The following is a 24,997-nucleotide window of genomic DNA, read 5'->3' as shown; positions in this document are numbered from 1 at the left end:
GCGTTTTAGGAACGAATGGTGTAGCGAATATGCAAAATAATGTCGCTCAGGCTTTGCAGTAGATCTTTTTGTTTGCCAGTCGCATTCGGGAAACGCAGTTTCAATGCGCCATCGTCATTAATATCAAGCCCTTCAAAGGGAAGATATTTACTGTCGTTGAAGTCCAGTTGGAACTGGCCGCTGTCATTCATGCCGCGTGATACCGCGATGGCATCACAGCCTTTAGCAAAGCCGATTTTATCGCCGGTATAGCTTAAAACGGCCTGAACATCTTGATAAGGGCCTAACAGCGCAGGCAGGGAAACACTAATCTGTTTAATGCGGCGTTTTTTACCAAGCTTCATGGATGCCGGATAATCATCACCCAATTTCAGGCCTGCCAGGGAGAAGCTGGCCTCAAGTTGGTTCTTATCCAGTTCGAGAGTATTTTTACCCGATCCCGCTAAATCTATTGCGGTGCGATCCAAGAGCGACGCCACTCGCTCTTGCAGGCTAAAGTCCTTGCCAGAGGCTTTTTTATAGGCCTCGTTATAGATCTCGCTATATAGCTCTGCCAGTGAAACAGTCCGCTCTACCTCCAGCGCCCGTTCCTCCCATTTTTGGTAAGCCTCTTCCATGGTGGCCAGATTGACCATCAGGGCTTCTGCACACAGCAGGCCTGCATAGGTTCCCTGCCAAGCCCCCGGTTTGATAAATGAGTTTTTATCGAGGGTTTCCCACTGGTAGCCATATTGCACGCGGATACAGCGGGAAATTGCCAGATCGTAGAACTGGAAGTACAAGGCGGATAAATGACCCCGCATCCAGTTATACAAAGCCTGATTACTGAACTTACTGGTCATCAGTTCCCACTGAGCTTGATGCTGTTTTTGCTGAGTTTCCAGATAAGTCACCTGCAACTTGGCGGCCGTTTCACGGACTTTCTGTGCAGCTTGCTGGGTGGTGAGTTGTTCGACTTCTGCCTGAGCATTATCACGGTAAATGCCCCATTCCTGACGGCGGCGGCGGTACATCTCATTGGTGTTTATCCCATCTGCGGCGAGAGACGCCACTGATGACGCAATACTGGAACCGATGGCAATGGAGTTGGCAATCGCCCCATAACGCGCCCCGCCGACAGCCATGCCGTAAATATTGGGCACCATATCCAGTGCCGCAGCCGTCATATGCAGGGCGGTGGTGCTGGTGCCGACATACCCAGCGGTCGCCCGTAGGGTTATTGCCGTGTTTTCACCGGCATTGATATTTTCCTCATAAAGGTTTTTATAATGTTCATAACGCTGCGTCGCCCCGGTCAGTGCCGCGCTCAATCCGAGGGCTTCATGATGCAGCTCCTCCAAATTGTTCTTTTGCATCGCTACACTTTGTATCAGCAATTCTTTCCCTTGTGTTTGCAGCAGTGATGCCATTTTTTCGGCATCCTGACGTTCAATCACGTTGGCTAAGCTGTTACCGAATTGGCTGAGCTGGCTGACCATACTTTTGGCGTTTTCCAGCCCCACAGGGAAGCGTTGTAAGCCGATACTTAGGCCCGCTGGTAATTTGACTCCTCCCTTAGACGACGATGAAGCTGAATCCAACAGTTTTTTCGGGTCATCCGGCTTGGCAAACAGCGGCAGATCCATGGGCTGACCGTCAATGGAAAGGTTATGGCGCAGGTTATACAAGCGAGATTTCAGGGTCTGGCGATAGCTATGCAGCTTGGTATTCTGTTGTGGTTTGAACAGTGAGGTTTGTGCGGCGGCACTGTCATTGAGTGAGACATCAGCCCACGGGATTGCATGATCCGCTGGTGCCGGTTCCTCGCCCAACAAGGCGCTGGCCTGGATATACCACATTTTGGCCTCAGCCAGTGTATCGCGCTGGCGTTGGCGGTAAGCATGGTCGCCACGGGCCAGCAACAGATCCAGCATGCGCATAAAGGTGCTGAGTTTATAATGCATAGGGTCTGCTTGGGCGACCGCGTCGGGGTTAGTCGCATCCTGTGGAATATCATTCCAGGCGGTGTCTTCCCGTAGCGGGCGGGTCTTCCAGGGTTCGGACTGGGCGGGGTTAAAGACATAGCTTAGCCACTGGGTGGCTAAATCAAAGTTTTGTTCCTGTAGCAGGCGCTGCATTACCAGCATTGGGGTGTAGTAGAACAGCTCCCAGAAATAGAGGGCATTGGCCCCAGCGAAGTCCATTGGCTGGTCATTACCTGTCCCCAAGTTGGGTTCGCTGATCATTTGGGTATCGTGGCTGAGGATAGTCTGGATCCCGGCATCAGCCCGGCGCATCAATTCCTTGGCAAACAGAGTGTTGAGGCGTGCCTGATGCATTTTCGTTTTATCCCATTGCAGATATTGGGCCTGTGCATCATTGGTTTTTAGCGCCAGATAGTTTTCTGAGGACTTGGGGATAACACTAACAGGGATGGTTTGTTCCACTGAACCGAAGGAATGTCCGGCAGAGTCGCACTTATATTTGAGATTAATCGCAGTGGGCGGAATTTTACCAAGCGGTATTGTCAGTGTAATAGGCTCATTCCAGTCTTTATATCCCTCGATGAGATCATTAATATCCATGTCTGACTTAATAGGCCCATCAAGACGGTGGGATAATTTATAGCTAGCAACCACGTTCGTTGCTATTGGATCGTCGGTTATCGTCAGTTCGTTGGGGATGTGAACCAAATAGCTATGTTGATCATCAATGCCAGTCTCAACCATTTTATGCTTGAACGGGGTATACAGTGACTCTATCGAGCTATGGGTAAAAGTATGTGATTGTTCTTGGGGTTCCGTGCCCGGCAAAGGAACTGCGACGTTTATATTATTGGGGAACCTGAGCATTTTGCCTTTAAGAACTCCACTGAAAGAGCTATTAGCACGGGGTTTCTTTTCAGACGAAAGTTCAACCAACCTCTTCCACATTCCGATGTATGTTCTAACGCTGGTATATGCTTTAAATTGATGCTCTGTAAGATGTACGACGATGACACAGATATAGCATTGATAATCATCTCTTAGTTTGGATTTATCTATGCCTCTATCGACCTTTCCGGTATAGACGATATAGGGTTTACTCACGCCATGCTCGTTATACACTTTTTGCAGTAAAGAATAATCTATTCCCTTTGCCGGAATATTGGGGGCTTTTACCATGACTCGCGGGGGTCTGAGTTGTAATGTTATATTGCTATCTGTCTGAGAAACGATTTTCAGGTTAGTGAAACCATTAGAAGCAACGTCGATATGCGCCCCCTCTGTGCCTGACGTTTTCTGGGCTTCTCCAACAGTAACATTAGGAACGAAAAACTTGGTTTCCCCACTATAGAGGTTACTGATTCGGCGCTCGGTGTTGGTATCAAATTCATTTTGAACACCCTGGATCCAATTGGGCTTATTAGTTAAGAGAACGGCTTCATTCATCATCTGATCAATAACCCAAGTCTGTACGTCCTTGGCTATAGAAGCGTTATCGTAACGATCCTTTTTTGGGTACAGACTGACGTATATTTTGGCCGGAGAATCCAAAACTGTGCAGTGCAGCCCTCCCAGATTCACCTCAGCTAGCGGTTTATCTTCGGCTATCGCAAAGGTGAACGGCGTACTCCAACTGCCGTTGTAGCGCAAGTGAGATAGCTTCAGTTCATACAGCCATTTTTCACCGTCTTCACTTTTTCGGTTGCGGGTGTCTTCGTGCCGCTCCAGCCACAGCAAATGTAGCCGAGAATTAAAGCGAACCGGGCGAATGAGCTGGTTATACGGCATGGCCGAGCAGCTGATTTTCTTCCACTCACTCCAGGCGGAGGCTGGGAATTTTCCCTCACTGAACTGAGCATGGTCGACGGTACGCCAGTAATAACTCGGCGGGGAGGCGAGGCTCTCGCCAATAAAGTAGGTCAGTCCGTTATCGATACTGATGTCATCGTGGTAGCCACTGATAACCGATAGATTGGCTATCTCTTCAAATTCGGTCAGGTAGGTTTTGAACGCGTCTTCCACGGTGTCGGCGGTGAGTTGCCCCTGATTAATGGATTGAAGTAGGGTATCCATCATGCTGGTCTGGCCGATGCGCAGGGCCGGATCAATATAGTTTTCCGGGAAGTAGGTCAGTTGTTGGGTCCCGGCCCAGGAACTGTAGCGTTTGTTAGTGGCTTCCCAGTGAGTGAATAAAGCGCGGGTGAAAATCAATTTATTGACTGTTGGTTCTAGTTGGGCCTGATAATAACAGCGATTAATATATAACTGGAGGCTGGCACAGGCTTCGGCAATACGGCCGGTTTTTATTTTCATGCTGACCTGATTATCAATCAGCAAGTAGCCATAGAGGTCATCGCGGGTCTGTAATTGGAGGCTCTGGTCGGCGATTTTGTTTAGATAATAATGGGTTAGTGCAACACCCTGCTTCTCAACTAATGTGGCTTCAATCGTGGCTTGTTCAGCGGTGGGTAGTTTTTCAAATGCCGCATCAAACAGCGAAGTTAAATAATCAATTGATGCGCTAAATGTATGAATGCGATCATACAGTGGCAGGTTCAGTGGGACAGGTACTTGCAGGATTTTTGCTGCTTGCTGCCAGTGTAGTACTTCTTGAATATCATAAAAATTAACGATATTAGCGCCAGGCTTATAAGCGTCATTGTATTGGGGCAGATAACCTGTGATGTTGGCATTGTCGGGCTTATAGGCCTCAACAGAGTATTGAAGATAATTAAAGCTGTCGGCTGGCTCCCCGATGAGGATTGCTAGTTTTTGCAGGTTCAGCGTGCCCGCTTTTAACTCAGTAAACAGAACATCAGCTTGTTCCGCATTCAGGCTCCTAACCCAATGTTGGAACTCCATCAGTTCTATTATTGTACTAACGTTGTTAAGCTCAGTATCAATTGTAAATCTGGACTTGAAATCAGCTGCCAGCAATAGTTCCATTTCTTGATCAGACAATTGCAGTATTTTATAAATCCTGGTCAATCGTGCTAACTGACGGTAGAAAAGTTCTATATTGCTGGGTATGTAGAAGTATTTAGAGATATCCAGATTTTTACCCTCTGACCAGATTGTAGTGGTATCTGACCATATCTTCTCGAGATTCCTTCCTTGCTCACCCTTTTTCCACCACTGTAATAGGTTGTTTGCCACCTCAATCGTTAAGCCAAATTCTGTTGCCAATACGCTAGCCATGGGGGATTCATCTGATTCATGTTGTTGCAGTTGAATCACCCAATGTTTGGTTTCAGCGCGCAGGCTAGCTTTATTCTTAACATCTATTTTTAGTAAATCACTGAGGTTCAGGTTGCTTTGTTTAAGTTGCTGGGTAATGCGAAAAATACGTTCGAGTCGCGAAGAGTAGCGCGCCCTATAGCTGGTTTCATACTCATTGATTAACGTAACAAAATCTTGAGGATCTAACTGGAGGCATTGCGCGACTATCGCAACATTTGGATCTACGCGTTCAGGATTGTTCCAATCTACTTTGCTGATGGCGAGTGCATCTTGCTCCGAGAGATTATAGCGCTGCTGCCAGATTTTAATTAAGTGTAGTTGCGCCAAGCTGCTATTATTCATGTCCTTAGCTTTAAGGACAAAACCTACCAAGGTCTGTGGCGAGAGATGGGTGGCTTTATACAGTAAAAATAGCCGGTGCAGTGCAGTTGGGTAGGTATCCTTATCTTTTTCTGCAGCCAGCAGGCGTATTGTTTCGTTAACGACCGTCAGCGGCAGTGCGTAGTACACCGCTATTTCGGTTGGTGAGGTGGGGACATTCTCAAGTTTAACGGGGGCCGTGAGTTGTTGATAGCAGGAAAATGAAATTCCTAGACCTAGGCATACCACGGCTTCCCTGTCAGCTTCTTCTGGCCACAACTCGGCAGCGGTAGTTTTCCGCGCGGCGAGGATTTGTTGCCACTTTTCAAATTTAGCGTCGTAAGGCAGGTTACATTCTTCAAGGGTATTATCAATATCTGCCCTGCCGGTTTTCTCTTTGATGGCCCGGATCAGAATCTCATTGGATAGCATCAGGGTAGATACTTCATCATCCTGATTATCCTGATTTAACAGCAACTCGCCGATATCCGGGCGGCGCTTGTCGATATGATAAAGTGAAGATGCAGCGTGTAATGGCCGGGCCTCACGATACAAATCAGTAAGATAGGCGGCAGGCGAGAAGCGCGAGGCGACATCCCCTTCATTGACATACACGCCATCCCGCTCGGGCACGTAATCATTGCTATAGAGCATGGCATCCGCTTGATCTTCGACATGCGCCAAACGGGTGCGCGTTATGTCTAATGACTCCGCCTGTTGTAATTGTGGATTACCTTGAACAGAATATTTGCGCTTAGCAGCTTGTTGCTTGTCCCGCTGTTTGGTCGCTTTTGCATATAACGTATTAATTTCACTTAAACTGAGCGTCTCATGTAGCGCCTCATAAACCTGCTCGAATGAATAATTAGCATAATGGGCTGCATCTATATTGCTGGGCTCATTGGTATTGTTGTGCTCTTTAATTTCATTATTTATATCAGACATAATAGACCTCTTTATTTAAATGGAATAGCCAGTCATAAGAGTGTTCGGTTTTATTGCAGGCTGTTGTTAAACTAGAAGTATTAACTTGTAATATTGACTTCCCGCCATGAAAGTGGCGAATTTTTCTGCACATAGGTTATAAAAAAATATTTTTTAATAACCGAGCTTTTTAAATAAATGTAATAATTCATTTCTAAATCTACATCTTTGTTATAACTGATATTTAATTCTTTATAAGCATCTTTTTCTGAACTAAAACTTTCTGCTGTTAATGATATTCCTGCGCCTTTTTCAATGAGGTTATAACGAACGCGTTGATTATCTACATGTAATATTTCCCCTCTAAATCCTTGCTGTTTCATGTGTTCAAAAAAATCTTTAAATGCGCATGAAGAAGAGAAAAGGTTGCTTTGTAAAAACGGGAGTTTTTTAAGATGCTCTATTTTATTGGGTAAATCATTTAAATGTGATGCATATAGCAAAATTGCTTTGCAAGTGGCCACTAATTTAACGTCAAAGTCACATTTTTTTATCTCCTTGGCGCTTATAACAATATCTAATTGATTTATATCAGTTATATTTTCTTGTAATTCAATGTTACAATGACCTGAGGATAAGAAGTAATCGCATATAAAACCTGCATATGTTGATTTTAACTGATGAGTTCCTATATTAATGGTTCCGCTTTTACTTCTTTTGTATATTTTACTCATCTCCACTAATCGTGTGTAGGTGGGGAAGATATCCTTATAAAATTTACTGCCTTTATCTGTTAGTTTTAGCCCTGAAGTCGCGCGGGTAAATAACTTAAAACCCAATTCTTCTTCGAGTATTTTTATACTCCGGCTCATCGGCGGTGGTGTTGAAAATAGCTTTATTGCTGCGTTTGTTAAGGATCCTTCTTGAACTGTAGTAATAAATACCAGTAAGTTTTTTGATATAAACATATGCACCACTTTGTTTTTAAATGCGCCATATGTACAACTCAATATATAGTGATATAGAGTTTTTAGTCTATTCCAGATATTGGAAGTGCTTGGGCGAATTTAGTCAATTTGAATTGATGAGATTATTCTTAATTAAATTGAAGAAATTTCCTATGAAATAACGCTTTTTATTTATACAAATTGATCAAATATTTAGCGATAACTGTGATATATCTCAGCGACACGCTTAAAATACTCGGTTAAATAATCAATGCAGACTTGAACTTTGAGGGGCATTTTATCTTTCTCGGTATATAACGCATATACCGGCCGGGGATCTGAATGGTATTTTTTAAACAGAACTTCAACTTCACCACGCTTGATTTCTTCTATTACCCACATGAGGGGTGCATAGGCGATTCCGGCACCCGCCTTTAACCAGCGGATCATGGTCTGTGAGTCATTGGTGACAAAGCGCCCCTGTGGCGATATTTGCGTGGTAATACCTTCTGGTGCAATCAATTCAAAATTACTGTCTGGCCGCACACTGTATTCCAGCCAAGAGAAGTTGGTCATGTCACTGGGTTTTTCAGGGGTGCCATGCTGCAACAAATAGCTTTTGGCGGCACATACGACCATCGGCATCGAACCGAGGCGGCGGGAAAATAGCCCAGAATCCTGTAAGGCACCCACGCGGATCACTACATCCAAACCATCGGCAATCAAGTCCGGAGCCGGAATACCGGTGACCAGATTAACTGACAGGCCGGGGTACTCTTTCAGCATCTCAGCTGTCATGGTTGCCAGCACATTTTGTGCCATAGTTGATGAACAACCGATGCGCAGTGTGCCGGTCGGCGTGTTGTTAAAAGCATACAGTTGCTCATGAACTTCTTGTACTTCCTGCAACATGCGTCGGCAGCCCTGATAATAAATCCGCCCTGCTTCTGTCAGGCCAATACGACGGGTGCTGCGGTTAAGCAGCTTAACATTTAGCTCTGTTTCCAGTTTTGATACGGTCTGGCTGATTGAAGAAACACTCATTTCCAACTGCCGTGCAGCACCGGTAAAAGATCCGCATTCAACCACTTTGGCAAATACTGACATCCGTTTTAATCTTTCCATAGTCCCTCCAGATAGATTTTTTCACAGTGATTGTTAACTCTGGCTTAAAAGTGATTTAGATCACACATTGTAGATAAGCTGATAATAAGCAGGCTAATATACTGCTGTCGGGAGAACCGTCTCAAGGTTGAAAACCACGTAGCCCGAGTCTTATTCAAACAACAGTTATACTCGTTATTTAAGTTTAATTCATAGAGTGGGCTTATGGCTCTTGCTTTTAGCTGTGGTTGTAATGATTGGATGAGTTTCGTTACCGGCCTGATTATTCACTCAGGTGGAGGCACCGGTACCCAATAACAAAAAGGATTTAAAGAATGAGTTTGCTTCCGGTGATGGTGATTTTCGGTCTGTCTTTCCCGCCGATATTTCTTGAACTGCTTCTTTCCCTGGCACTTTTTTTTGTGGTGCGCAGATTACTACAACCCACTGGTATTTATGAGTTTGTCTGGCATCCGGCACTGTTTAATACCGCGTTGTATTGCTGCCTTTTTTACTTAATTTCTCGTCTTTCTTCCTGAGGTCGCCGTGAGTACTTTTGCATTAAAAATAATCCGCATCGGCATCACCTTATTGGTGGTTTTACTGGCTGTTATCGCTGTTTTTAAGGTATGGGCTTTTTATACCGAATCGCCGTGGACTCGTGATGCAAAATTTACCGCAGATGTGGTCGCGATTGCGCCAGATGTCAGTGGCTTAATTACTGATGTGCCGGTAAAAGACAACCAATTGGTGCAGAAAGGCCAAATCCTGTTTGTCATTGATCAGCCGCGCTATCAGCAAGCGCTGGCTGAAGCCGAGGCCGATGTTGCTTATTACCAAACACTGGCTGCTGAGAAACAACGGGAATCCGGCAGACGCCAACGTTTAGGGGTTCAGGCGCTGTCACAAGAAGAAATTGATCAATCCAGCAATGTGCTACAAACCGTCCGTCATCAATTGGCGAAAGCTATTGCGGTGCGTGATTTAGCGCAGCTTGATCTGGAGCGAACTACAGTGCGTGCGCCCGCTGAAGGCTGGGTAACCAACCTAAATGTCCATGCCGGAGAATTTATTAATCGCGGAGCCACCGCCGTTGCATTAGTGAAGAAAGACACTTTCTATATCTTGGCTTATTTGGAAGAGACCAAATTGGAAGGGGTTAAACCGGGGTATCGGGCAGAAATCACGCCGCTCGGCAGCAACCGCATTCTGCACGGCACCGTCGACAGTATCTCTGCGGGGGTGACCAACAGTAGCAGCAGTGCGGATAGCAAAGGGCTGGCGACCATTGATAATAATCTCGAATGGGTACGGCTGGCGCAGCGCGTGCCAGTGAAGATCCGCCTGGATAGTGAGGTTCAGCAGCATCCTTACCCGGCGGGGACCACCGCGACTGTGGTCATCACGGGAACGAATGATCGCGACCCTAATCAATCATCGCCGATAGTGAAATTGATGCATCGCCTGCGCGAGTTTGGCTAAGATGAGCAGCCCGGCTTTTATCCGCCTGCGCTTTGCTTTCAAGCTCAGTTTTGCCATTTTGGCGGCGCTGTTCCTCGGTTTTCATCTGCAATTGGAAACACCGCGCTGGTCAGTATTGACTGCGGCGATTGTCGCCGCTGGCCCAGCTTTTGCGGCCGGTGGTGAACCTTTTTCCGGTGCAATTCGCCATCGTGGCTGGCTGCGTATTATCGGGACATTCATTGGCTGCATTGGTGGCTTGATTATTATTGTTCTGACCATCAGAGCGCCAGTATTGACTTTAATGCTTTGCTGTCTGTGGGCTGGGGTATGCACCTGGATTTCATCATTGGTTCGCGTCGAAAACTCCTATGCCTTTGGTTTAGCAGGTTATACTGCGCTTATCATCATTGTGACGACCGGCGAGAGTCCTTTATTAACACCGCAATTTGCGGTTGAACGCTGTAGCGAGATTGTGTTGGGGATCGTCTGCGCCGTGATGGCGGATCTACTGTTTTCCCCGCGATCAATTAAGCAAGATATTGATCGGCTGGTCGATAAAGTTTTAGTCGATCAATATCGGCTGTTGCAACTGTGTATTCGCCCGGCAGAAAAAACGGATATCGACCGCGCCTGGAGTGATTTAGTCAAAAATACTACGGCACTCAATGGGATGCGCAGCTATCTGATGATGGAATCTTCCCGTTGGCAGCGCTGTGATCGCCGTTTACAGGTATTGCATACTGAATCATTAACGTTAATCACTCAGGCGTGTGAAACCTATCTAGTGCTCGCCAATCACCCCGATATCTTGACCGCTGAACTGAAAACTATGTTGAGCGAACCGGCGCAAACGTCGGCTGAAATTCATCAAAAAATGAAAAAACTGCGCCAATTTATGGGTGCCAGCCACAGTGACGCAATCCCACATACCATTAGTAGTTGGGTCGGTGCGGCAACCCGCTATTTATTATTGTCAAAAGGGATTCATACCAACAGCAGCATTAGCCGGGTAGAGGAGGATATTTTGGCCGGTGTTGTGCCGGTGAAACATGTCTCCGCCGAGGGGCACCATGCAATGATTAACGGTTTGCGTACCGGTGTCGCGACGGCGATTGGTGGGTTATTCTGGCTATGGACGGGCTGGACATCGGGGGCGGGCTGTATGGTGATGATTGCAGTGGTCACTTCGCTGGCGATGCGAACGCCTAATCCGCGCATGGTGGCGCTCGATTTTCTGCTGGGGGTGATTATGGCGCTGCCCATCGGGGCGCTTTACTTTATGTTTATCATTCCCGCGACTCAGCAAAGTATGTTGCTGTTATGCATCAGCCTAGGGTTGCTGGCATTTATTATTGGGATCGAAGTGCAAAAGCGGCGCTTGGGTTCATTGGGGACGCTAGCCAGCACCATCAACATTATCGTGCTGAGTAATCCGATGCAATTTAATGTCAGTTTGTTTCTCGACAGCGCATTAGGCCAAATTGTCGGCTGTTTCGTTTCTCTGATTGTGTTGTTGCTGATCCGCGATAATGCCAAAGACAGAACCGGCAGAACCTTATTAAACCGCTTTGTTTACAGCGCAGTATCTGCCCTGACCACCAATAAAGCGCGCCGCAATGAAAACCATTTACCGGCGCTGTATCAGCAATTGAATCAGCTTTTGATGATGTTCCCCGGTGATCTCGACAAATATCGGCTGGCTTTGACCCTGATAATTGCTCATCAGCGGCTCAATAAAACGGAAGTCCCGGTTAATGCCGAATTGAGTGCTTTTCATAAGCAAATCCGCTATACCGCGGATCGCGTTATTAATGCCAAAAATTCGCAAAAACGGCGCTATTATTTTGCTCGGCTATTACAAGAATTAGACCAATATCAGCAGAAATTAGTGGATTATCAATCGCCTGATTCTGTTACCCGCCCAGTAAAACGGCTGGCTGATATGCTGCACAAGTATCAGAGTGCACTTATCTAACCATACCCTTCGTCCTTGAAACCTCCGGGTTGTTAGCGGCGTTCACTTACCCGAATCACTGACATGGGTCAGCTCATCGGGGTGCGCTCGCTGGCTGCCTACCGGTAATTCCAATGACTTTGGGTATATACTTAATGGAACCATCCTTCCTCGCCCTCCACTGATGGAGGGCATTATTTCCCTCAGGAGGTCGACAAGATGTCAGCACAAAATCCATCGAGCAACTCATTAAGCAATCCATTACAAGCGCAACGACATAGCGACGGTGTTTATCATATTGGCTATTTTGTCGGCGGTTCTTGGCATCAGGCGCAGGATACTTTTGCGGTTCATAATCCTGCGACCGGCGAGCTGGTCGCAAAAGTCGCTAAATCCGGTAAACAGGAAACGGAAGCTGCCATTAAAGCCGCTAGCGAAGCTTTCCCTGCCTGGCGCAAAACTCCCGCAAAACAGCGCGCAGAAATTTTACAGCGTTGGTATCTTCTGATTATGGAACACCAGCAATCATTGGCTGAAATAATGGTTTCTGAGCAAGGTAAACCATTGAAAGAAGCACTGGGCGAGGTTGCTTATGCCGCCAGCTTTATTCAATGGTTTAGTGAGCAGGCTAAACGTGCCAATGGCGAAATCATCCCGCCCGCTAAAGAAGGTGCCCGCATACTGGCGACCCGCGAACCGGTCGGTGTGGTGGCGGCTATCACGCCGTGGAATTTCCCATTGGCGATGCTCACCCGCAAACTGGGGCCTGCACTGGCAGCCGGTTGTACCGGGCTGATTAAACCGGCTAACAATACGCCGCTTTCCGCCTTTGCTTTGCTGGCATTGGCCGAGCAGGCGGGGGTGCCCGCCGGGGTGCTTAATGGTGTTGCCGGTGATACCCATGCTATCAGTGATGCCATCATGGCCAGCCCTGAAGTGCGCAAAATCTCCTTTACCGGCTCGACTGAAGTCGGCAAAACCTTGATGCGCAATGCCGCCGCCACCATGAAGAAAATCTCCATGGAACTGGGGGGGAATGCGCCGTATATCGTGTTTGATGATGCCGATTTGGATGCTGCCATCGCGGGCGCTATGGCCTGTAAATTCCGCAATGCCGGGCAAGTCTGTGTTTGTGTCAACCGCTTCTATATTCAGGATGGCGTCTATGACGAGTTTGTTAATCGGCTGGCCGCTGAAGTCAAGAAACTGAAAGTGGGCAACGGCATGGATAAAGACGTCAATATGGGGCCGCTGATTAACCTCGCAGGGTTGGAAAAAGTGGAAGATCACGTCAAAGATGCGCTAGAGAAAGGCGGGCGATTATTGGCCGGTGGTAGCCGCCATAAACTGGGCGGTAATTTCTTCCAGCCGACGGTGATTGCAGATGCTACCGAGCAGATGAAAGTGGCCTCTGAAGAGACCTTTGGCCCACTGGCGGCGTGTTTCCGTTTTAAAACGGAAGAGGAAGTCATTCAGCGGGCGAATAACACGCCATTCGGGTTAGCGGCTTATTTTTATACTCAGAACTTACAGCGAGTATTCCGGGTTTCAGATGCGCTGGAAAGCGGTATGATTGGTGTGAACGAAAGCTCGGTTTCAACCGAGTTAGCGCCTTTCGGTGGCGTTAAAGAATCTGGTCTGGGTCGTGAAGGTTCGGTGCTGGGGCTGGATGAGTTTATGGAAGTCAAAACCCTTCATCTGGGCAATCTATGATGCAGATTCATATCGTATTTTGATTAATAGAGTGGGGCATGGGCAATCACCATGAGCAGCACAACGAGAGGAACACAAAAGGTTAAGGAGAACCATGAATAAACGACTTATAGCTATTCTGGCGGCGTTATTGGTGTTGGCCGTGGCAGCATGGCAGAGTATCGACGGTGTCACTGTGCGCGCTATCGGCCAAGCGCCGGACTTAGAGCGGCCACAGTTATCGGCCCCAGCACCTATCGAGCAATTAACTCAGCACCAGCAGGTGGTCAAATACTTGCAAGCCCATCACCGCCTGCCGGATTTTTATATTACTAAGCAACAGGCGCGCGAAAAGGGCTGGAATCCCAAAGACGGCAATTTGTGTAAGGTATTGCCGGGTAAGGCCATTGGTGGCGATCGTTTTTCTAACCGTGAACGCCAACTGCCCGATGCCAAAGGCCGCAACTGGCGTGAGGCCGATGTGAATTATCGTTGCGGGCATCGTGGTACTGATCGGTTGCTTTACTCCAATGACGGCCTGATTTATCTGACTCAGGATCACTACAAGCATTTCATTCGGATGGAGTAAAAAGATGGTAAAAGTGGTATTCGATTTTGACCATATACCGGATCTTCCCGCTTTTTACGACGCATTCTCCCAAAAGTTTGCGCTGGGCGAAGGTTTTGGTGCCAATCTGGATGCGCTGTGGGATGTGGTAACGGGCGAGATAGCTTTACCGGTAGAGATTGAATTTATTCATTTCAATCACCGCCGGAAACGCCGTTTTGGGGCAATAGTTTTATTGTTCGAAGAGGCGGAAGAGGAGCTGGCCGGGAGCCTGCGTTTCAATATAACTTGAACTGGCCCCTTTGACCCGGCCCCGCCCGATGATTACTTTTTCTCAGCCAATTCACGCAGATACTGGAAAATCTGGCGGAATGATTTCGGCGGTTTGTTGGCAGCTTTCTCTTTCTGGGCATTACGCACCAAGCTACGCAGCTGTTGGCGGTCAGCCTCTGGATACAATTCCAACACGGTCGGGATGGCATCATCGCCTTCTTCAACCAAACGGTCGCGCAGTAATTCCAGTTTGTGGAACAGCGAGACTTGCTGATTATGGCGGTTTTTCAGTTTATCCAATGCAGTTTGAATCGGCTCTACATCACGGGCGCGCAGCATTTTACCAATTAACTGGATCTGGCGGCGGCGGCCTTCTTTCTTGATTTTCTGTGCTAATTCAACGGCTGCCAGCAGATCTTCATCCAATGGGATCTTCTCTAGCGCATTTTTACCCAGCTCAACCAGTTCAGTACCGAGGTCTTTCAGCGCTTCAGCATCACGTTTAATTTCACTTTTACTGACCCAGATAATTTCTTCATCATCGTCATTTTTATCTTCTGGGACTTCATCTAGCCAGTCTTCGGGCTGCTTGTTCATGGTCAAATTCCTTAAAAAGAGGCTAATTGTAGCAGGCTGTTGGCTTTCTGCGAAATTGTACGGAGATCTCTGATAAACTCAGAATCAGGACATTCTCTATTTTATCCGTGTAAGTCGTCGTATTACGACACTTTCCTGAACGATTATCTCATTAATTATGGCAGACTGATGAAAGTAGTCACTCAAGTTGCAGAACAGCGTAAAACGCTGGAACAAGCAGTTGCACAGGCTTTAGAGTTAGCCCGTGCGGGTTCTGATGCGGCCGAAGTTGCCGTAAGCAAAACCACCGGAATCAGTGTCAGCACCCGCTTTGGTGAAGTGGAAAACGTGGAATTCAACAGCGATGGTGCGCTGGGAATCACTGTTTATCATCAACAGCGTAAGGGTAGCGCCTCCACCACTGACTTAAATCCGGATGCGGTCGCCCGTACAGTGCAGGCTGCACTGGATATCGCCCGCTATACCTCACCGGATCCTTATGCTGGCCCGGCGGAAAAATCGCTGCTGGCCTTTGAAGCGCCAGATCTGGATTTGTTCCATCCGAGCGATTTAGATGCTGAGCAAGGTATCTTACTGGCCGCCCGCGCAGAACAAGCGGCATTGCAGGCTGACAAGCGGATTACCAATACCGAAGGTGGTAGTTTTAATAGCCATTATGGCATCAGGGTGTTCGGTAATAGCCACGGGATGTTGCAGAGTTACTGCTCAAGCCGCCATTCACTCTCCAGCAGTGTGATTGCAGAGCACAATGGTGATATGGAGCGGGATTACGCCTATACCATTGGCCGTCGAATGGAAGATTTAGCCAACCCGGAATGGGTCGGTGAAGAGTGCGCCCGCCGTACTTTATCCCGCTTATCACCCCGCAAACTGCCGACTATGCAGTCGCCGGTGCTGTTTGCCGCAGAAGTCGCTACCGGCCTGTTTGGTCACTTGGTTTCGGCCATTAGCGGCGGCAATATTTATCGTAAATCCACTTTCTTACTCGACCACCTTGGCAAGCAGATTTTGCCGGAGTGGCTAACTATTGAAGAACATCCACATTTACTGCGTGGCTTGGCTTCGACCCCCTTTGACAGTGAGGGCGTGCGCACGCTGCAACGCGAAATCGTCAAGGACGGGGTGCTGCAAACCTATCTGTTGACCAGCTATTCGGCCCGTAAGTTGGGGCTGCAAAGTACCGGCCATGCGGGTGGTATCCATAACTGGCGCATTGCCGGTCAGGGGCAGGACTTCGCCGGGATGCTCAAACAACTGGACAAAGGGTTGGTGGTGACTGAGTTAATGGGGCAGGGGGTTAGCACCGTGACCGGTGATTATTCCCGTGGCGCGGCCGGTTTTTGGGTTGAAAACGGTGAGATTCAGTATCCGGTCAGCGAGATAACCATCGCCGGTAATCTGAAAGATATGTTGCGTAATATCGTGAGTGTGGGCAGCGACATCGAAACCCGCAGTAACATTCAGTGCGGCTCTATTTTATTACCTGCGATGAAGATTGCGGGCGAATAATATATTGTTGCTGTGAATCTAAAGCTGGCATCTGTTGCCAGTTTTTTTTTGCTCTTTTTCGAGCTTTCCTTATTTGATTACAAAAAGTCATTGTCAGATTGTCCTTGCATTGCCTATGTTATGTATGAGCAATGTAATAATGATGTGTCGTGATTTAACAATAATTATAAGGAATGTGAGCATGAGCAAGAAAATAATGGCCTTGATGGCCGCGGCATTGCTGTGTGCCAGCAGCTTGGCGATGGCTGCCAGTGTGGCAGATAACATGGATACGATTGCCGAGAATTACGGCAAAGTGCTGAAAGCCGACTCTACCGATGCGATTAATCAAGGTTTACAGGCAATGCGGGTGGCAGCACTTGATGCACAGAAAGGGATTCCGACTAAGTTAAAAGACAAAGCTGAAGATAGTCCTGAAGTGAAAGATTTCCGCCACGGTTTAGACTTATTGATCGGGCAGATTGATGGTGCTCTGGCATTAGCTGGTCAAGGCAAGTTAGATGAAGCTAAAAAAGCGGCACAAGACTTTAAACCGACGCGCGATACTTACCACAAAAAGTACCGCTGATCAGGGAAAGAGGGTAATGGCCTTAGGTCGTTACCCCATTACATAAATTAGCGGTGATATTCACCGGCAGCTTCCGGCTGATAAAGCAATTCCAGCACGATAATGCGGGCTTCATCCCCACCCGGCAATTTCCAACTAATTTCGTTATTCACATGCAACCCCAGCAATGCCGCACCTAATGGTGCCATGACAGAGAGCTGCTCGTTGCTGTCTTTCAGCGACGCCGGATAAACCAATGTGCGGATATGTTCTTCCTGGCTGTTCAGATCGCGAAAACGCACGCGACTGTTCATGGTCACGACATCTGCCGGGATAGCATTCGGGGGCAGGATTTCTGCCCGATCCAGTTCTTCATTGAGCGCTGTTGCGACCACTGAACCGGCAAAGGCCGGTTGCGCCAGTAACGCATCCAAACGTTCAGCATCCAGCTCGTTAATCGTGATGGTTGGCTTGGTCATACCACTCTCCAATTCAATTTCAACAAAACATAAAAACAACACCCCCACGCCATAGGAGAGGGGGTGTTCGAAAATAGCTTAATATTACTCTGATATTAGGCGCTTCCGGCGAGAAAAGAAAGAGATCCGGATCACGAACTTTTTTCCAGTATCTGCTTCCACCCTCTATTTATATAGCAAGTTATTTTGTTGTTAATGATTAAGTTAGGGATGTGACGGCGTATTTTGCGAAAGTGATCCCTTCAGTCCATTACATTTCCACTTTGAACTGGAAAAAATGCCGCTACACACCCATTCCGCTTGCAGGTAGGGTGATGTTATAGCGCAGAGGCAAGGGATGACGAATAAATAACTGAACTTATCTTTGCAGTCAGAAAGTTGTAGCCGTAAGGAATAGAGGATTGCCAGCGTGAATGATGTAGCCGCATTGAATGCAGCCGAAGACCCTGGAATGAAAGAGGCCATTACCATCACTGAGCGGATATTAGGTGAAATTACCGCGATGTTAAATGCCGAAAATATTTTTACCAATGCTGTTCAGCAGCAAATGTTGACATCACATATTCGGGCTATGGTCTTGCGCTCAATAACGGGCGAGCCACTACCTGAAGTGGATAAATCATTATTTGATGAGATTTCAGCACATTCGATGCAAATGGCTCAGCAGGTGGTCGATAAATTTCCTAATTTACCCATTGAAGAAGCTTATTTGTTGTCGGTGCATTTTGAAGTAGCGAAAGATAATAACCCATAAAAACCTGTTCTGGAGAAAATACTATGAGTCAAATTACTGTTGTGATTGGCGACCGTTTAGGAAAAGGCCAGAAAGTTGGGCAAGGTGTTGAGTTAGCTGGTGGCCGTGTGGTGGTTATTCCCGGAGTGGCCGCAGATATGAAATTGGGCGATGTGATGAATAGCGAACAAGCAGATTTCGGTATTTCATTCTGTGGTAGTGGCGGTGCAGGCGCTATTACTGCACAAAATAAATATGGCTACAAAGCTAAATACGGCATGCGTTCAGTGGAAGAAGGCGTGACGGCAATAAACGAAGGCTGCAAGGTTTTAGGCTTCGGATTTATGGATAAAGAAGAATTAGGGCAAAAGCTAGTGGAAGCCTATATCAAGAAATATGGTCAGCCGTAATGAAAGAGCAATATACCACTCAGGTGCAAGTCAAAGGTAAAGGCGATACTAAAGGTAAAGCTTTCGCTAATGCACTCGGTAATGTCCAGAATACGGTATTGAAGTCGACACAAAATATTTTGCTGCGAATTGAGCCACAAGACGTAAAAGTATTAAAAGCAGAATTATCAGTAAAAAATGAAAAGTTTTTATTCTTTTTCCTGTCGCGGGAAAGAAAAACCTACAGTGTCGAATTAGATATTACCGTGAGTGTGACAATCATTAATACAGATAAGGTTATCTTCGTTTCTAAATAAGATGAAAAGGATAAACTGATGTTTCTAATCATTCTTTTTAAGTCGATTATTATCGGCGGATTGGTCGGTGTGGGGGTTGGTGTGGGGGCCGCCCGCATGTTCCATGCACCGACCATACAGGGAATGGGGGCGTTTCGTACCTTGGGCGAGTTGAACTCGTGTGAGGGTGATCCGGCTTCGCATTTCTCCTTTGGGTTAGGGTTCTTCTTCAACGCCTGGGCTTCTTCAGTGGCAGCAGGGGCTTTTACTCAAGACGTCGACCACCGCATTATTCCTAACTGGGGTGCCGCAGCATTGATGATTAAAAATCGCAATGTGGCGGAAACCATGCATAACCCGAAAAAAATGGCGATTGCCTGCGGGATTATCGGGGTTATTGTGGTCAGCTTTTTAAATACCACGGCATCGGCAGTTCCTGCGGCATTACAGGTCACGGCAATTAAAGTGCTGGTACCTGCGGCAAATATTCTGGTTAACACCGTGATGCCAGTTATTTTCTGGTTAGCGGCAATTGATGCTGGGCGTCGCTCTGGTTTCTGGGCCACTATTTTCGGCGGTTTGGCGCAGTTAATTATGGGCAACGCAGTACCGGGCCTGGTTCTGGGTATTTTAATTGGTAAAGGTGTTGAGGAAAGCGGCTGGAATAAAGTTACCAAAATCATGATGACAGTTATTGTGCTGTTATTCGTGCTCAGTGGTTTCTTCCGCGGATTCGATCTGAAATTCCTGGAATCATTCAGTCTGAGTGCTCCAGTATGGCTCGACACTATTCATAACGCATTAAGCGGAAAATAACACAGCGAGAGGAGCTTGATGATGGATGAACAAACCAAGAATAATTTCTGGTATGCCGACTGGTCATTTCCGATCTTTGTAGGATTATTATCCTCCGGTGTATTCGCGGGTACCCATATGTATTATTTATATGGGATCGGCGCATTTAACGAAGTGGCCTTTGTTTCAATGCTACGTGCGGGCATGGACACCGGTGTTTATGGTGCGGTTGCTGCATTTGGTGCCAGTTTCTTATTCGCCCGAATTATTGAAGGTTCGCTGGTCGGTATTTTGGATATCGGTGGAGCCATTCAAACTGGCGTTGGTCTGGGCGTGCCAGCATTATTACTGGGCGCTGGATTTGTCTTCCCAGTCGCTAATTTCGCTGCTTCTTTAGTGACGGGTTTGGTTATTGGTTTAGCTATCGGCTATCTGATTATTTTGGCACGTAAATTTACCATTAACCAAAGTAATTCGACTTACGGTGCTGATGTCATGATGGGCGCAGGTAATTCATCTGGCCGTTTCTTAGGGCCATTGATTATTTTGTCCGCCATTACCGCCTCAATTCCAATTGGTATCGGTTCTTTAGGCGGCGCATTACTATTTTATCTGTGGAACAAACCTATTACCGGTGGCGCAATTTTGGGTGCCATGATTTTAGGGTCTATTTTCCCAGTCGCAATCTCTTAATCCACAGGGTAAATATTCCAATGACGGGATATTTACCCCGCCGCGACATCAAGTTAAGAAGGCTATAATGGAGAATAAAGATAATGTATGACTTTATTATCACTGGAGCAGTATTAGTTGATGGCCGTCAGGTTGATATCGCGATTAATAACGGCAAAATAATGGCCGTGGATACGGCTATTTCTGCAGTGCCAAATAATCAAACGGGGCTTTTAGCGAAACCGGCTAAAAAAGTATTGGATTTGGCCGGGAAATATTACCTCAGTGCTGGCTGGATTGATTCCCATGTCCACTGTTACCCCGCGTCACCTATTTATCATGATGAAGCCGATTTAGTCGGCGTTGCCAGTGGCGTCACCACGGTGGTGGATGCAGGCAGCACCGGCGCCAATGATATAGATGATTTTTACCGCTTAACCCGCGCGGCCAAAACCCATGTTTATGCTTTTCTGAATATTGCGAAAACCGGCATTGTCACGCAAAACGAATTAGCCGATATGGCGCAGATTGATAAGCAAAGTGTGGCTGAGGCAATTGCCCGCAATCCCGGTTTTATTATTGGCATCAAAGCGCGCATGAGTAGCAGCGTAGTCGGTAAAAATGGCATCAAACCCTTGGTGCGCGCTAAAGAAATTCAGCAAGAAAACAACCAGTTGCCGCTGATGGTGCATATTGGCAATAACCCGCCGGATCTGGATGAAATTGCCGATTTACTGACTCAGGGCGACATTATTACCCATTGCTACAATGGCAAACCGAACCGAATTTTGACCCCTGCCGGTGCCTTACGTGAATCCATCCAGCGGGCGCTGAAGCGCGGCGTATTATTAGATGTGGGCCACGGTAGCGCCAGTTTCAGTTTTGATGTGGCCGAGCTTGCCATCAAGCAAGGAATTTACCCGCACACCATCAGTTCCGACATTTATTGCCGCAACCGCCTGAGCGGGCCAGTCCATAGTCTGGCGACCGTGATGTCCAAATTTTTCACTATTGGCTTGAGCCTTGAGCAAGTGATTCGCTGTGTGACAGAAAATGCCGCACAGGCCCTGCGCCTAACCCATAAAGGGGTGCTGGATACTGGCTATGACGCTGATTTCACTATTTTTGAGCTGAAACAACAGCCTCAGGTGTTCAGTGATTCAGAGGGTAAATCGGTAACCGGTGAGAAGTATCTGGTGCCACTGGCTGCGGTCGTCGCCGGTGACTTAGTATTAACTGATGAAGGGAAGTTAAAAGATGTCTTCAGTCTATGAAAAATACCAGTTAAAGCATGTGATTAATGCTTCTGGCCGCATGACGATGCTGGGTGTCTCAACGCCACGGCAGGATGTGGTTGAGGCCGTGGAGCTGGGTCTGAATCATTACTTTGTCATGAAAGATTTGGTGAATCAGACGGGCGCTTATATTGCGAGCTTACTGAGTGTAGAAAGTGCGGTGGTGGTGTCTTGCGCTTCTGCCGGGATAGCCCAGTCGGTCGCCGCCGTGATTGTCAAAGACAATGCCAATTTACTGGTTAACTTACACGCCGCACCGCGCACTGTGCCCCATGAGATTGTTTTGCCCAAGGGCCACAATGTTAATTTTGGCGCGCCGGTTGATACCATGGTGACATTGGGCGGCGGCAAAGTGGTGGAAGCGGGTTATGCCAATGAGTGCTTGCCAGAACAACTGGAAGCGGCGATCACGCCGAATACGGCGGCGATCTTGTATATAAAATCCCATCATTGTGTGCAAAAAAGCATTTTGTCAGTTGAGCAGGCGGTGGTGATCGCGCGCAAGCATCAATTGCCATTAATTGTTGATGCCGCCGCAGAAGAAGATTTGCAGTGTTACTACCAAATGGGCGCTGATTTGGTGATTTATAGCGGTGCAAAAGCCATTGAAGGGCCGACCAGCGGCTTAGTGTTGGGCAAAAAAACCTATGTAGATTGGGTGAAATTGCAATCAAACGGCATTGGCCGGGCGATGAAAGTGGGTAAAGAGGGCATCCTTGGCTTGACCCGCGCGATTGAAAGCTACATGACGCTGGAGAAAGAAACTGGCCAGCAGATGATTGACAAAATGACGCCATTTATCAGCCAGTTAAATACTATTGATGGTGTCTCAGCCAAAGTGGTTTGGGATGCCGCGGGGCGTGATATTGCCCGCACTGAAATTAGCTTTGATGAAGCCAAAATTGGCCGTTCAACACCAGATTTGGTCGAGGCACTCAAAAATGGCGATATTGCCATTTACTTCCGCGCTTACAAAGCCAACGAAGGCAAGATTGAGGTGGATGTGCGCAGTGTGACGCCATCGCAGCTCGAGACGATTTACACCTGCATTAACCGCTTGGTTAAGGGAGCCTAACTGATGAAACTGACCCCAAACTATTACCGTGACCGCGTGTGTTTGAATGTGCTGGCCGGTTCTAAAGACAATGCGCGCGATATTTATCAGGCCGCTGAAGGCCATGTGCTGGTGGGCGTGTTATCGAAGAATTATCCGGATGTCGACAGCGCCGTCAAAGATATGCGCGAGTACGCGGCACTTATCGACAATGCGTTGTCGGTTGGGTTGGGTGCGGGTGACCCCAAACAGTCGGCGATGGTCAGCCAGATTTCACACCAAGTGCAGCCGCAGCATGTGAATCAAGTCTTTACTGGTGTCGGCCCGAGCCGCGCTTTGCTGGGCCAGCAGGATACTGTAGTTAACGGCCTGATTTCACCGACCGGCAAAGTAGGCTATGTGAAGATTTCCACCGGCCCGCTGAGTTCTCAGCAAAAGGACGCGATTGTTCCGGTCACCACCGCTATTGCCATGCTGAAAGATATGGGCGGCAGTTCGGTAAAATTCTTCCCAATGAATGGGCTGGATTCCATCGAAGAATACCGTTTTGTTGCCGAGGCTTGTGCAGCAACTGGGTTCTGGCTGGAGCCAACCGGTGGTATTGACCTGGAGAATTTCGAACAAATTCTGCAAATCGCACTGGATGCTGGCGTAACAAAAGTCATTCCGCATATCTATAGCTCGATTATCGACAGCAAAACCGGCAATACCCGCCCGGAAGATGTGAAAACCTTATTAGATATCGTCAAAAAAATCGTGCAGTAACCTTCTGATTTATTGGCATCAAGTTTGATAGAACATCAGTATCTACGGGGCAGCCAGCCGGGTGCCCTGACTGTGAAGTTGAATAGCTCCATACCATTCGATAGCCATTCCCTATGAGTAAGGACCCATATGCATAACAGCTCAACAGATTCTGGTTTAACTGGCCTGACGGGGTTAAAAAGCCTGTCGGCGGGCATTGCTTTGGCGACGGTCGCGCTGTTTAATCCTCTGGCCAACGCCGAACAAAATTCCAATAAATCATTTGCTTACGTCGGAACCTATAACCCTAATGGGGAAGGGGTTTACCGGCTACAAGTTAATCCTAAAACCGGTGAATTGACGGAGAAAACGCTGGTCAGTTCACTGGCTAATCCGGCACAACTGGTGGTGGATGCACAGGGAAAAACCTTATATGTCGCCAGTGAAGTGGCGGATTTCAATGGGGGTAAGCACGGCGCGATTGCGGCATACAGTATCAACCCGGTTGATGGCAGTTTGACATTGATTAATCAGGTTGATTCTCAGGGCGCGGGGCCGGTGTATCTCTCATTAACCCCATCGGGCAGCCATTTATTGGTTGCCAACTATATCAGCGGCTCGGTGGCGGTTTTCCCGGTGCAAAGTGGCGGTAAACTCGCGGAGGCCAGCTCAGTAGAGCAAGATGAAGGCCCGGCGGGCGCGGCGAAACCGGCGGCGGCGGTAGAAGGCAGCTTCGCCATCAGTGACCACAATGGCCCACATGCGCACATGATTGCCAGCTCGCCGAGTGGCAAATTTGTATTCTCGACTGATCTGGGGCTGGACAGGATTTATCAATACCAATTTGATGCGGATAATGGCAAGTTGATACCGAACTCTCCGCCGTTTATCAGCGCTTCATCCGCCGGTGCCGGCCCACGTCATTTTGTGTTCCATCCTAACGGGACGACGCTATTCTTAATTAATGAAGAAGCTTCGACCCTGACCAGCTATCAGTTGGATGCAAAAAAAGGTACTTTGAAACAATTACATACGCATTCATCGTTACCAGCAGATTACCGTGGCACCAGTTTTGCGGCCGGTCTGACACTCTCGAAAGACGGTAAATTCCTGTATGTCGCCAACCGGCTGCATAACAGTATCGGCCAGTTTGCTGTGACGGCGGCCGGTGAATTTAAGCCGGTGGAAGAGGTTTGGACGCGAGGTGATTATCCGCGCACGCTGGTGCTCGACTCCACCGGCCACTACCTGTACGCCATGAATCAACGCAGCGATAACATAACCCGCTTTAAAGTTGACCCACAAAGTGGCAAATTGACCTTTGTACCTGGCTATACCGCCGTCGGCAGCCCATCGCAAATGGTGTTTGTGCCGGCCGCACAGAAAAAATGATATGA

22 protein-coding genes are annotated in these 24,997 nt (G+C 47.7%); 17 read left to right on the top strand and 5 right to left on the bottom strand.

The genetic code is table 11. The annotated features are described in order from the left end of the window. Positions 1–5: 5 nt before the first annotated feature. From OP863_RS17750 to aaeR, 3 genes are all read right to left on the bottom strand, one after another. Positions 6–6,509: a neuraminidase-like domain-containing protein gene (locus tag OP863_RS17750; RefSeq protein WP_265525673.1), complete on the bottom strand. Its 6,504-nt coding sequence runs from the start codon at positions 6,507–6,509 to the stop codon at positions 6–8. Positions 6,510–6,589: 80 nt separating this feature from the next. After that, positions 6,590–7,456, bottom strand: coding sequence for a LysR family transcriptional regulator (locus tag OP863_RS17745; RefSeq protein ID WP_265525672.1), 867 nt, complete (start codon positions 7,454–7,456; stop codon positions 6,590–6,592). Positions 7,457–7,648: 192 nt separating this feature from the next. Next, on the bottom strand, positions 7,649–8,560 hold the full coding sequence (gene aaeR, locus OP863_RS17740) for an HTH-type transcriptional activator AaeR (RefSeq protein WP_038638653.1): 912 nt from the start codon (positions 8,558–8,560) through the stop codon (positions 7,649–7,651). Positions 8,561–8,874: 314 nt separating this feature from the next. Here aaeR and aaeX point away from each other — a divergent pair, with 314 nt between their 5' ends. The 6 genes from aaeX to OP863_RS17710 all read left to right on the top strand — a co-directional run bounded on the left by aaeX (position 8,875) and on the right by OP863_RS17710 (position 14,509). Then, on the top strand, positions 8,875–9,078 hold the full coding sequence (aaeX, locus tag OP863_RS17735) for a p-hydroxybenzoic acid efflux pump operon protein AaeX (RefSeq protein WP_005163197.1): 204 nt from the start codon (positions 8,875–8,877) through the stop codon (positions 9,076–9,078). Between the two features lie 7 nt (positions 9,079–9,085). Next, positions 9,086–10,021 carry a p-hydroxybenzoic acid efflux pump subunit AaeA gene (aaeA, locus tag OP863_RS17730; RefSeq protein ID WP_145591252.1) on the top strand — a complete coding sequence of 312 codons (936 nt, stop codon included), beginning with the start codon at positions 9,086–9,088 and terminating at the stop codon, positions 10,019–10,021. A 1-nt stretch (position 10,022) separates the two neighbouring features. Then, on the top strand, positions 10,023–11,978 hold the full coding sequence (gene aaeB / locus OP863_RS17725; protein ID WP_265525671.1) for a p-hydroxybenzoic acid efflux pump subunit AaeB: 1,956 nt from the start codon (positions 10,023–10,025) through the stop codon (positions 11,976–11,978). Positions 11,979–12,176: 198 nt separating this feature from the next. Further along, the gene (locus OP863_RS17720) at positions 12,177–13,670 is read left to right on the top strand and encodes an NAD-dependent succinate-semialdehyde dehydrogenase (RefSeq protein ID WP_145589322.1); all 1,494 of its coding nucleotides are present in this window, start codon (positions 12,177–12,179) and stop codon (positions 13,668–13,670) included. A gap of 94 nt (positions 13,671–13,764) precedes the next feature. Continuing rightward, the gene (locus OP863_RS17715) at positions 13,765–14,238 is read left to right on the top strand and encodes a ribonuclease (RefSeq protein WP_186368258.1); all 474 of its coding nucleotides are present in this window, start codon (positions 13,765–13,767) and stop codon (positions 14,236–14,238) included. A gap of 4 nt (positions 14,239–14,242) precedes the next feature. Continuing rightward, the gene (locus OP863_RS17710) at positions 14,243–14,509 is read left to right on the top strand and encodes a barstar family protein (protein ID WP_038638670.1); all 267 of its coding nucleotides are present in this window, start codon (positions 14,243–14,245) and stop codon (positions 14,507–14,509) included. A 32-nt stretch (positions 14,510–14,541) separates the two neighbouring features. Here OP863_RS17710 and yjgA read toward each other — a convergent pair whose 3' ends face one another. Continuing rightward, the gene (gene yjgA, locus OP863_RS17705; protein ID WP_050292186.1) at positions 14,542–15,087 is read right to left on the bottom strand and encodes a ribosome biogenesis factor YjgA; all 546 of its coding nucleotides are present in this window, start codon (positions 15,085–15,087) and stop codon (positions 14,542–14,544) included. 168 nt (positions 15,088–15,255) lie between these two features. On the opposite strand from yjgA, the gene pmbA reads away from it, so the two are divergent. Further along, the gene (gene pmbA, locus OP863_RS17700) at positions 15,256–16,596 is read left to right on the top strand and encodes a metalloprotease PmbA (protein ID WP_038638676.1); all 1,341 of its coding nucleotides are present in this window, start codon (positions 15,256–15,258) and stop codon (positions 16,594–16,596) included. 181 nt (positions 16,597–16,777) lie between these two features. Beyond that, a complete protein-coding gene (gene cybC / locus OP863_RS17695; RefSeq protein ID WP_038638679.1) occupies positions 16,778–17,164 on the top strand; it encodes a cytochrome b562 in 387 nt (128 codons plus the stop codon). Positions 17,165–17,211: 47 nt separating this feature from the next. Here cybC and rnk read toward each other — a convergent pair whose 3' ends face one another. After that, on the bottom strand, positions 17,212–17,622 hold the full coding sequence (gene rnk / locus OP863_RS17690; protein ID WP_032820775.1) for a nucleoside diphosphate kinase regulator: 411 nt from the start codon (positions 17,620–17,622) through the stop codon (positions 17,212–17,214). A 409-nt stretch (positions 17,623–18,031) separates the two neighbouring features. On the opposite strand from rnk, the gene OP863_RS17685 reads away from it, so the two are divergent. The 9 genes from OP863_RS17685 (at position 18,032) to OP863_RS17645 (ending at position 24,992) form a co-directional block, all read left to right on the top strand. Beyond that, positions 18,032–18,376 (top strand): glycine dehydrogenase, encoded by a 345-nt coding sequence (locus tag OP863_RS17685; RefSeq protein WP_265525670.1) that lies wholly within the window; start codon positions 18,032–18,034, stop codon positions 18,374–18,376. 23 nt (positions 18,377–18,399) lie between these two features. Further along, positions 18,400–18,765, top strand: coding sequence for a glycine-rich SFCGS family protein (locus tag OP863_RS17680; RefSeq protein ID WP_005271418.1), 366 nt, complete (start codon positions 18,400–18,402; stop codon positions 18,763–18,765). After that, positions 18,765–19,061, top strand: a complete 297-nt coding sequence (locus tag OP863_RS17675) for a DUF4312 family protein (protein ID WP_038638687.1) — start codon at positions 18,765–18,767, stop codon at positions 19,059–19,061. Before OP863_RS17680 ends, OP863_RS17675 begins: the two co-directional genes overlap by 1 nt. An 18-nt stretch (positions 19,062–19,079) precedes the next feature. Further along, positions 19,080–19,856: a DUF4311 domain-containing protein gene (locus OP863_RS17670; RefSeq protein WP_004392358.1), complete on the top strand. Its 777-nt coding sequence runs from the start codon at positions 19,080–19,082 to the stop codon at positions 19,854–19,856. A 21-nt stretch (positions 19,857–19,877) separates the two neighbouring features. Further along, positions 19,878–20,528: a DUF4310 family protein gene (locus tag OP863_RS17665; protein WP_032815601.1), complete on the top strand. Its 651-nt coding sequence runs from the start codon at positions 19,878–19,880 to the stop codon at positions 20,526–20,528. A gap of 83 nt (positions 20,529–20,611) precedes the next feature. Beyond that, the gene (locus tag OP863_RS17660; protein WP_265525669.1) at positions 20,612–21,781 is read left to right on the top strand and encodes an amidohydrolase/deacetylase family metallohydrolase; all 1,170 of its coding nucleotides are present in this window, start codon (positions 20,612–20,614) and stop codon (positions 21,779–21,781) included. Continuing rightward, a complete protein-coding gene (locus OP863_RS17655; protein ID WP_145591250.1) occupies positions 21,765–22,877 on the top strand; it encodes a DgaE family pyridoxal phosphate-dependent ammonia lyase in 1,113 nt (370 codons plus the stop codon). The genes OP863_RS17660 and OP863_RS17655 overlap by 17 nt, the downstream gene beginning before the upstream one ends. A 3-nt stretch (positions 22,878–22,880) precedes the next feature. Beyond that, entirely contained in the window at positions 22,881–23,621 is a 741-nt protein-coding gene (gene dagF / locus OP863_RS17650) for a 2-dehydro-3-deoxy-phosphogluconate aldolase (RefSeq protein WP_038638699.1), read from the top strand. Positions 23,622–23,750: 129 nt separating this feature from the next. Further along, the gene (locus OP863_RS17645; RefSeq protein ID WP_265525668.1) at positions 23,751–24,992 is read left to right on the top strand and encodes a lactonase family protein; all 1,242 of its coding nucleotides are present in this window, start codon (positions 23,751–23,753) and stop codon (positions 24,990–24,992) included. Positions 24,993–24,997 lie beyond the last annotated feature (5 nt).

The organism is Yersinia sp. SCPM-O-B-9106 (C-191), assembly GCF_026183365.1.
GTDB lineage: Bacteria > Pseudomonadota > Gammaproteobacteria > Enterobacterales > Enterobacteriaceae > Yersinia > Yersinia rochesterensis.
Note: the sequence above shows the minus strand (reverse complement) of the source record. Positions and strands in the feature narration are given on the sequence as shown.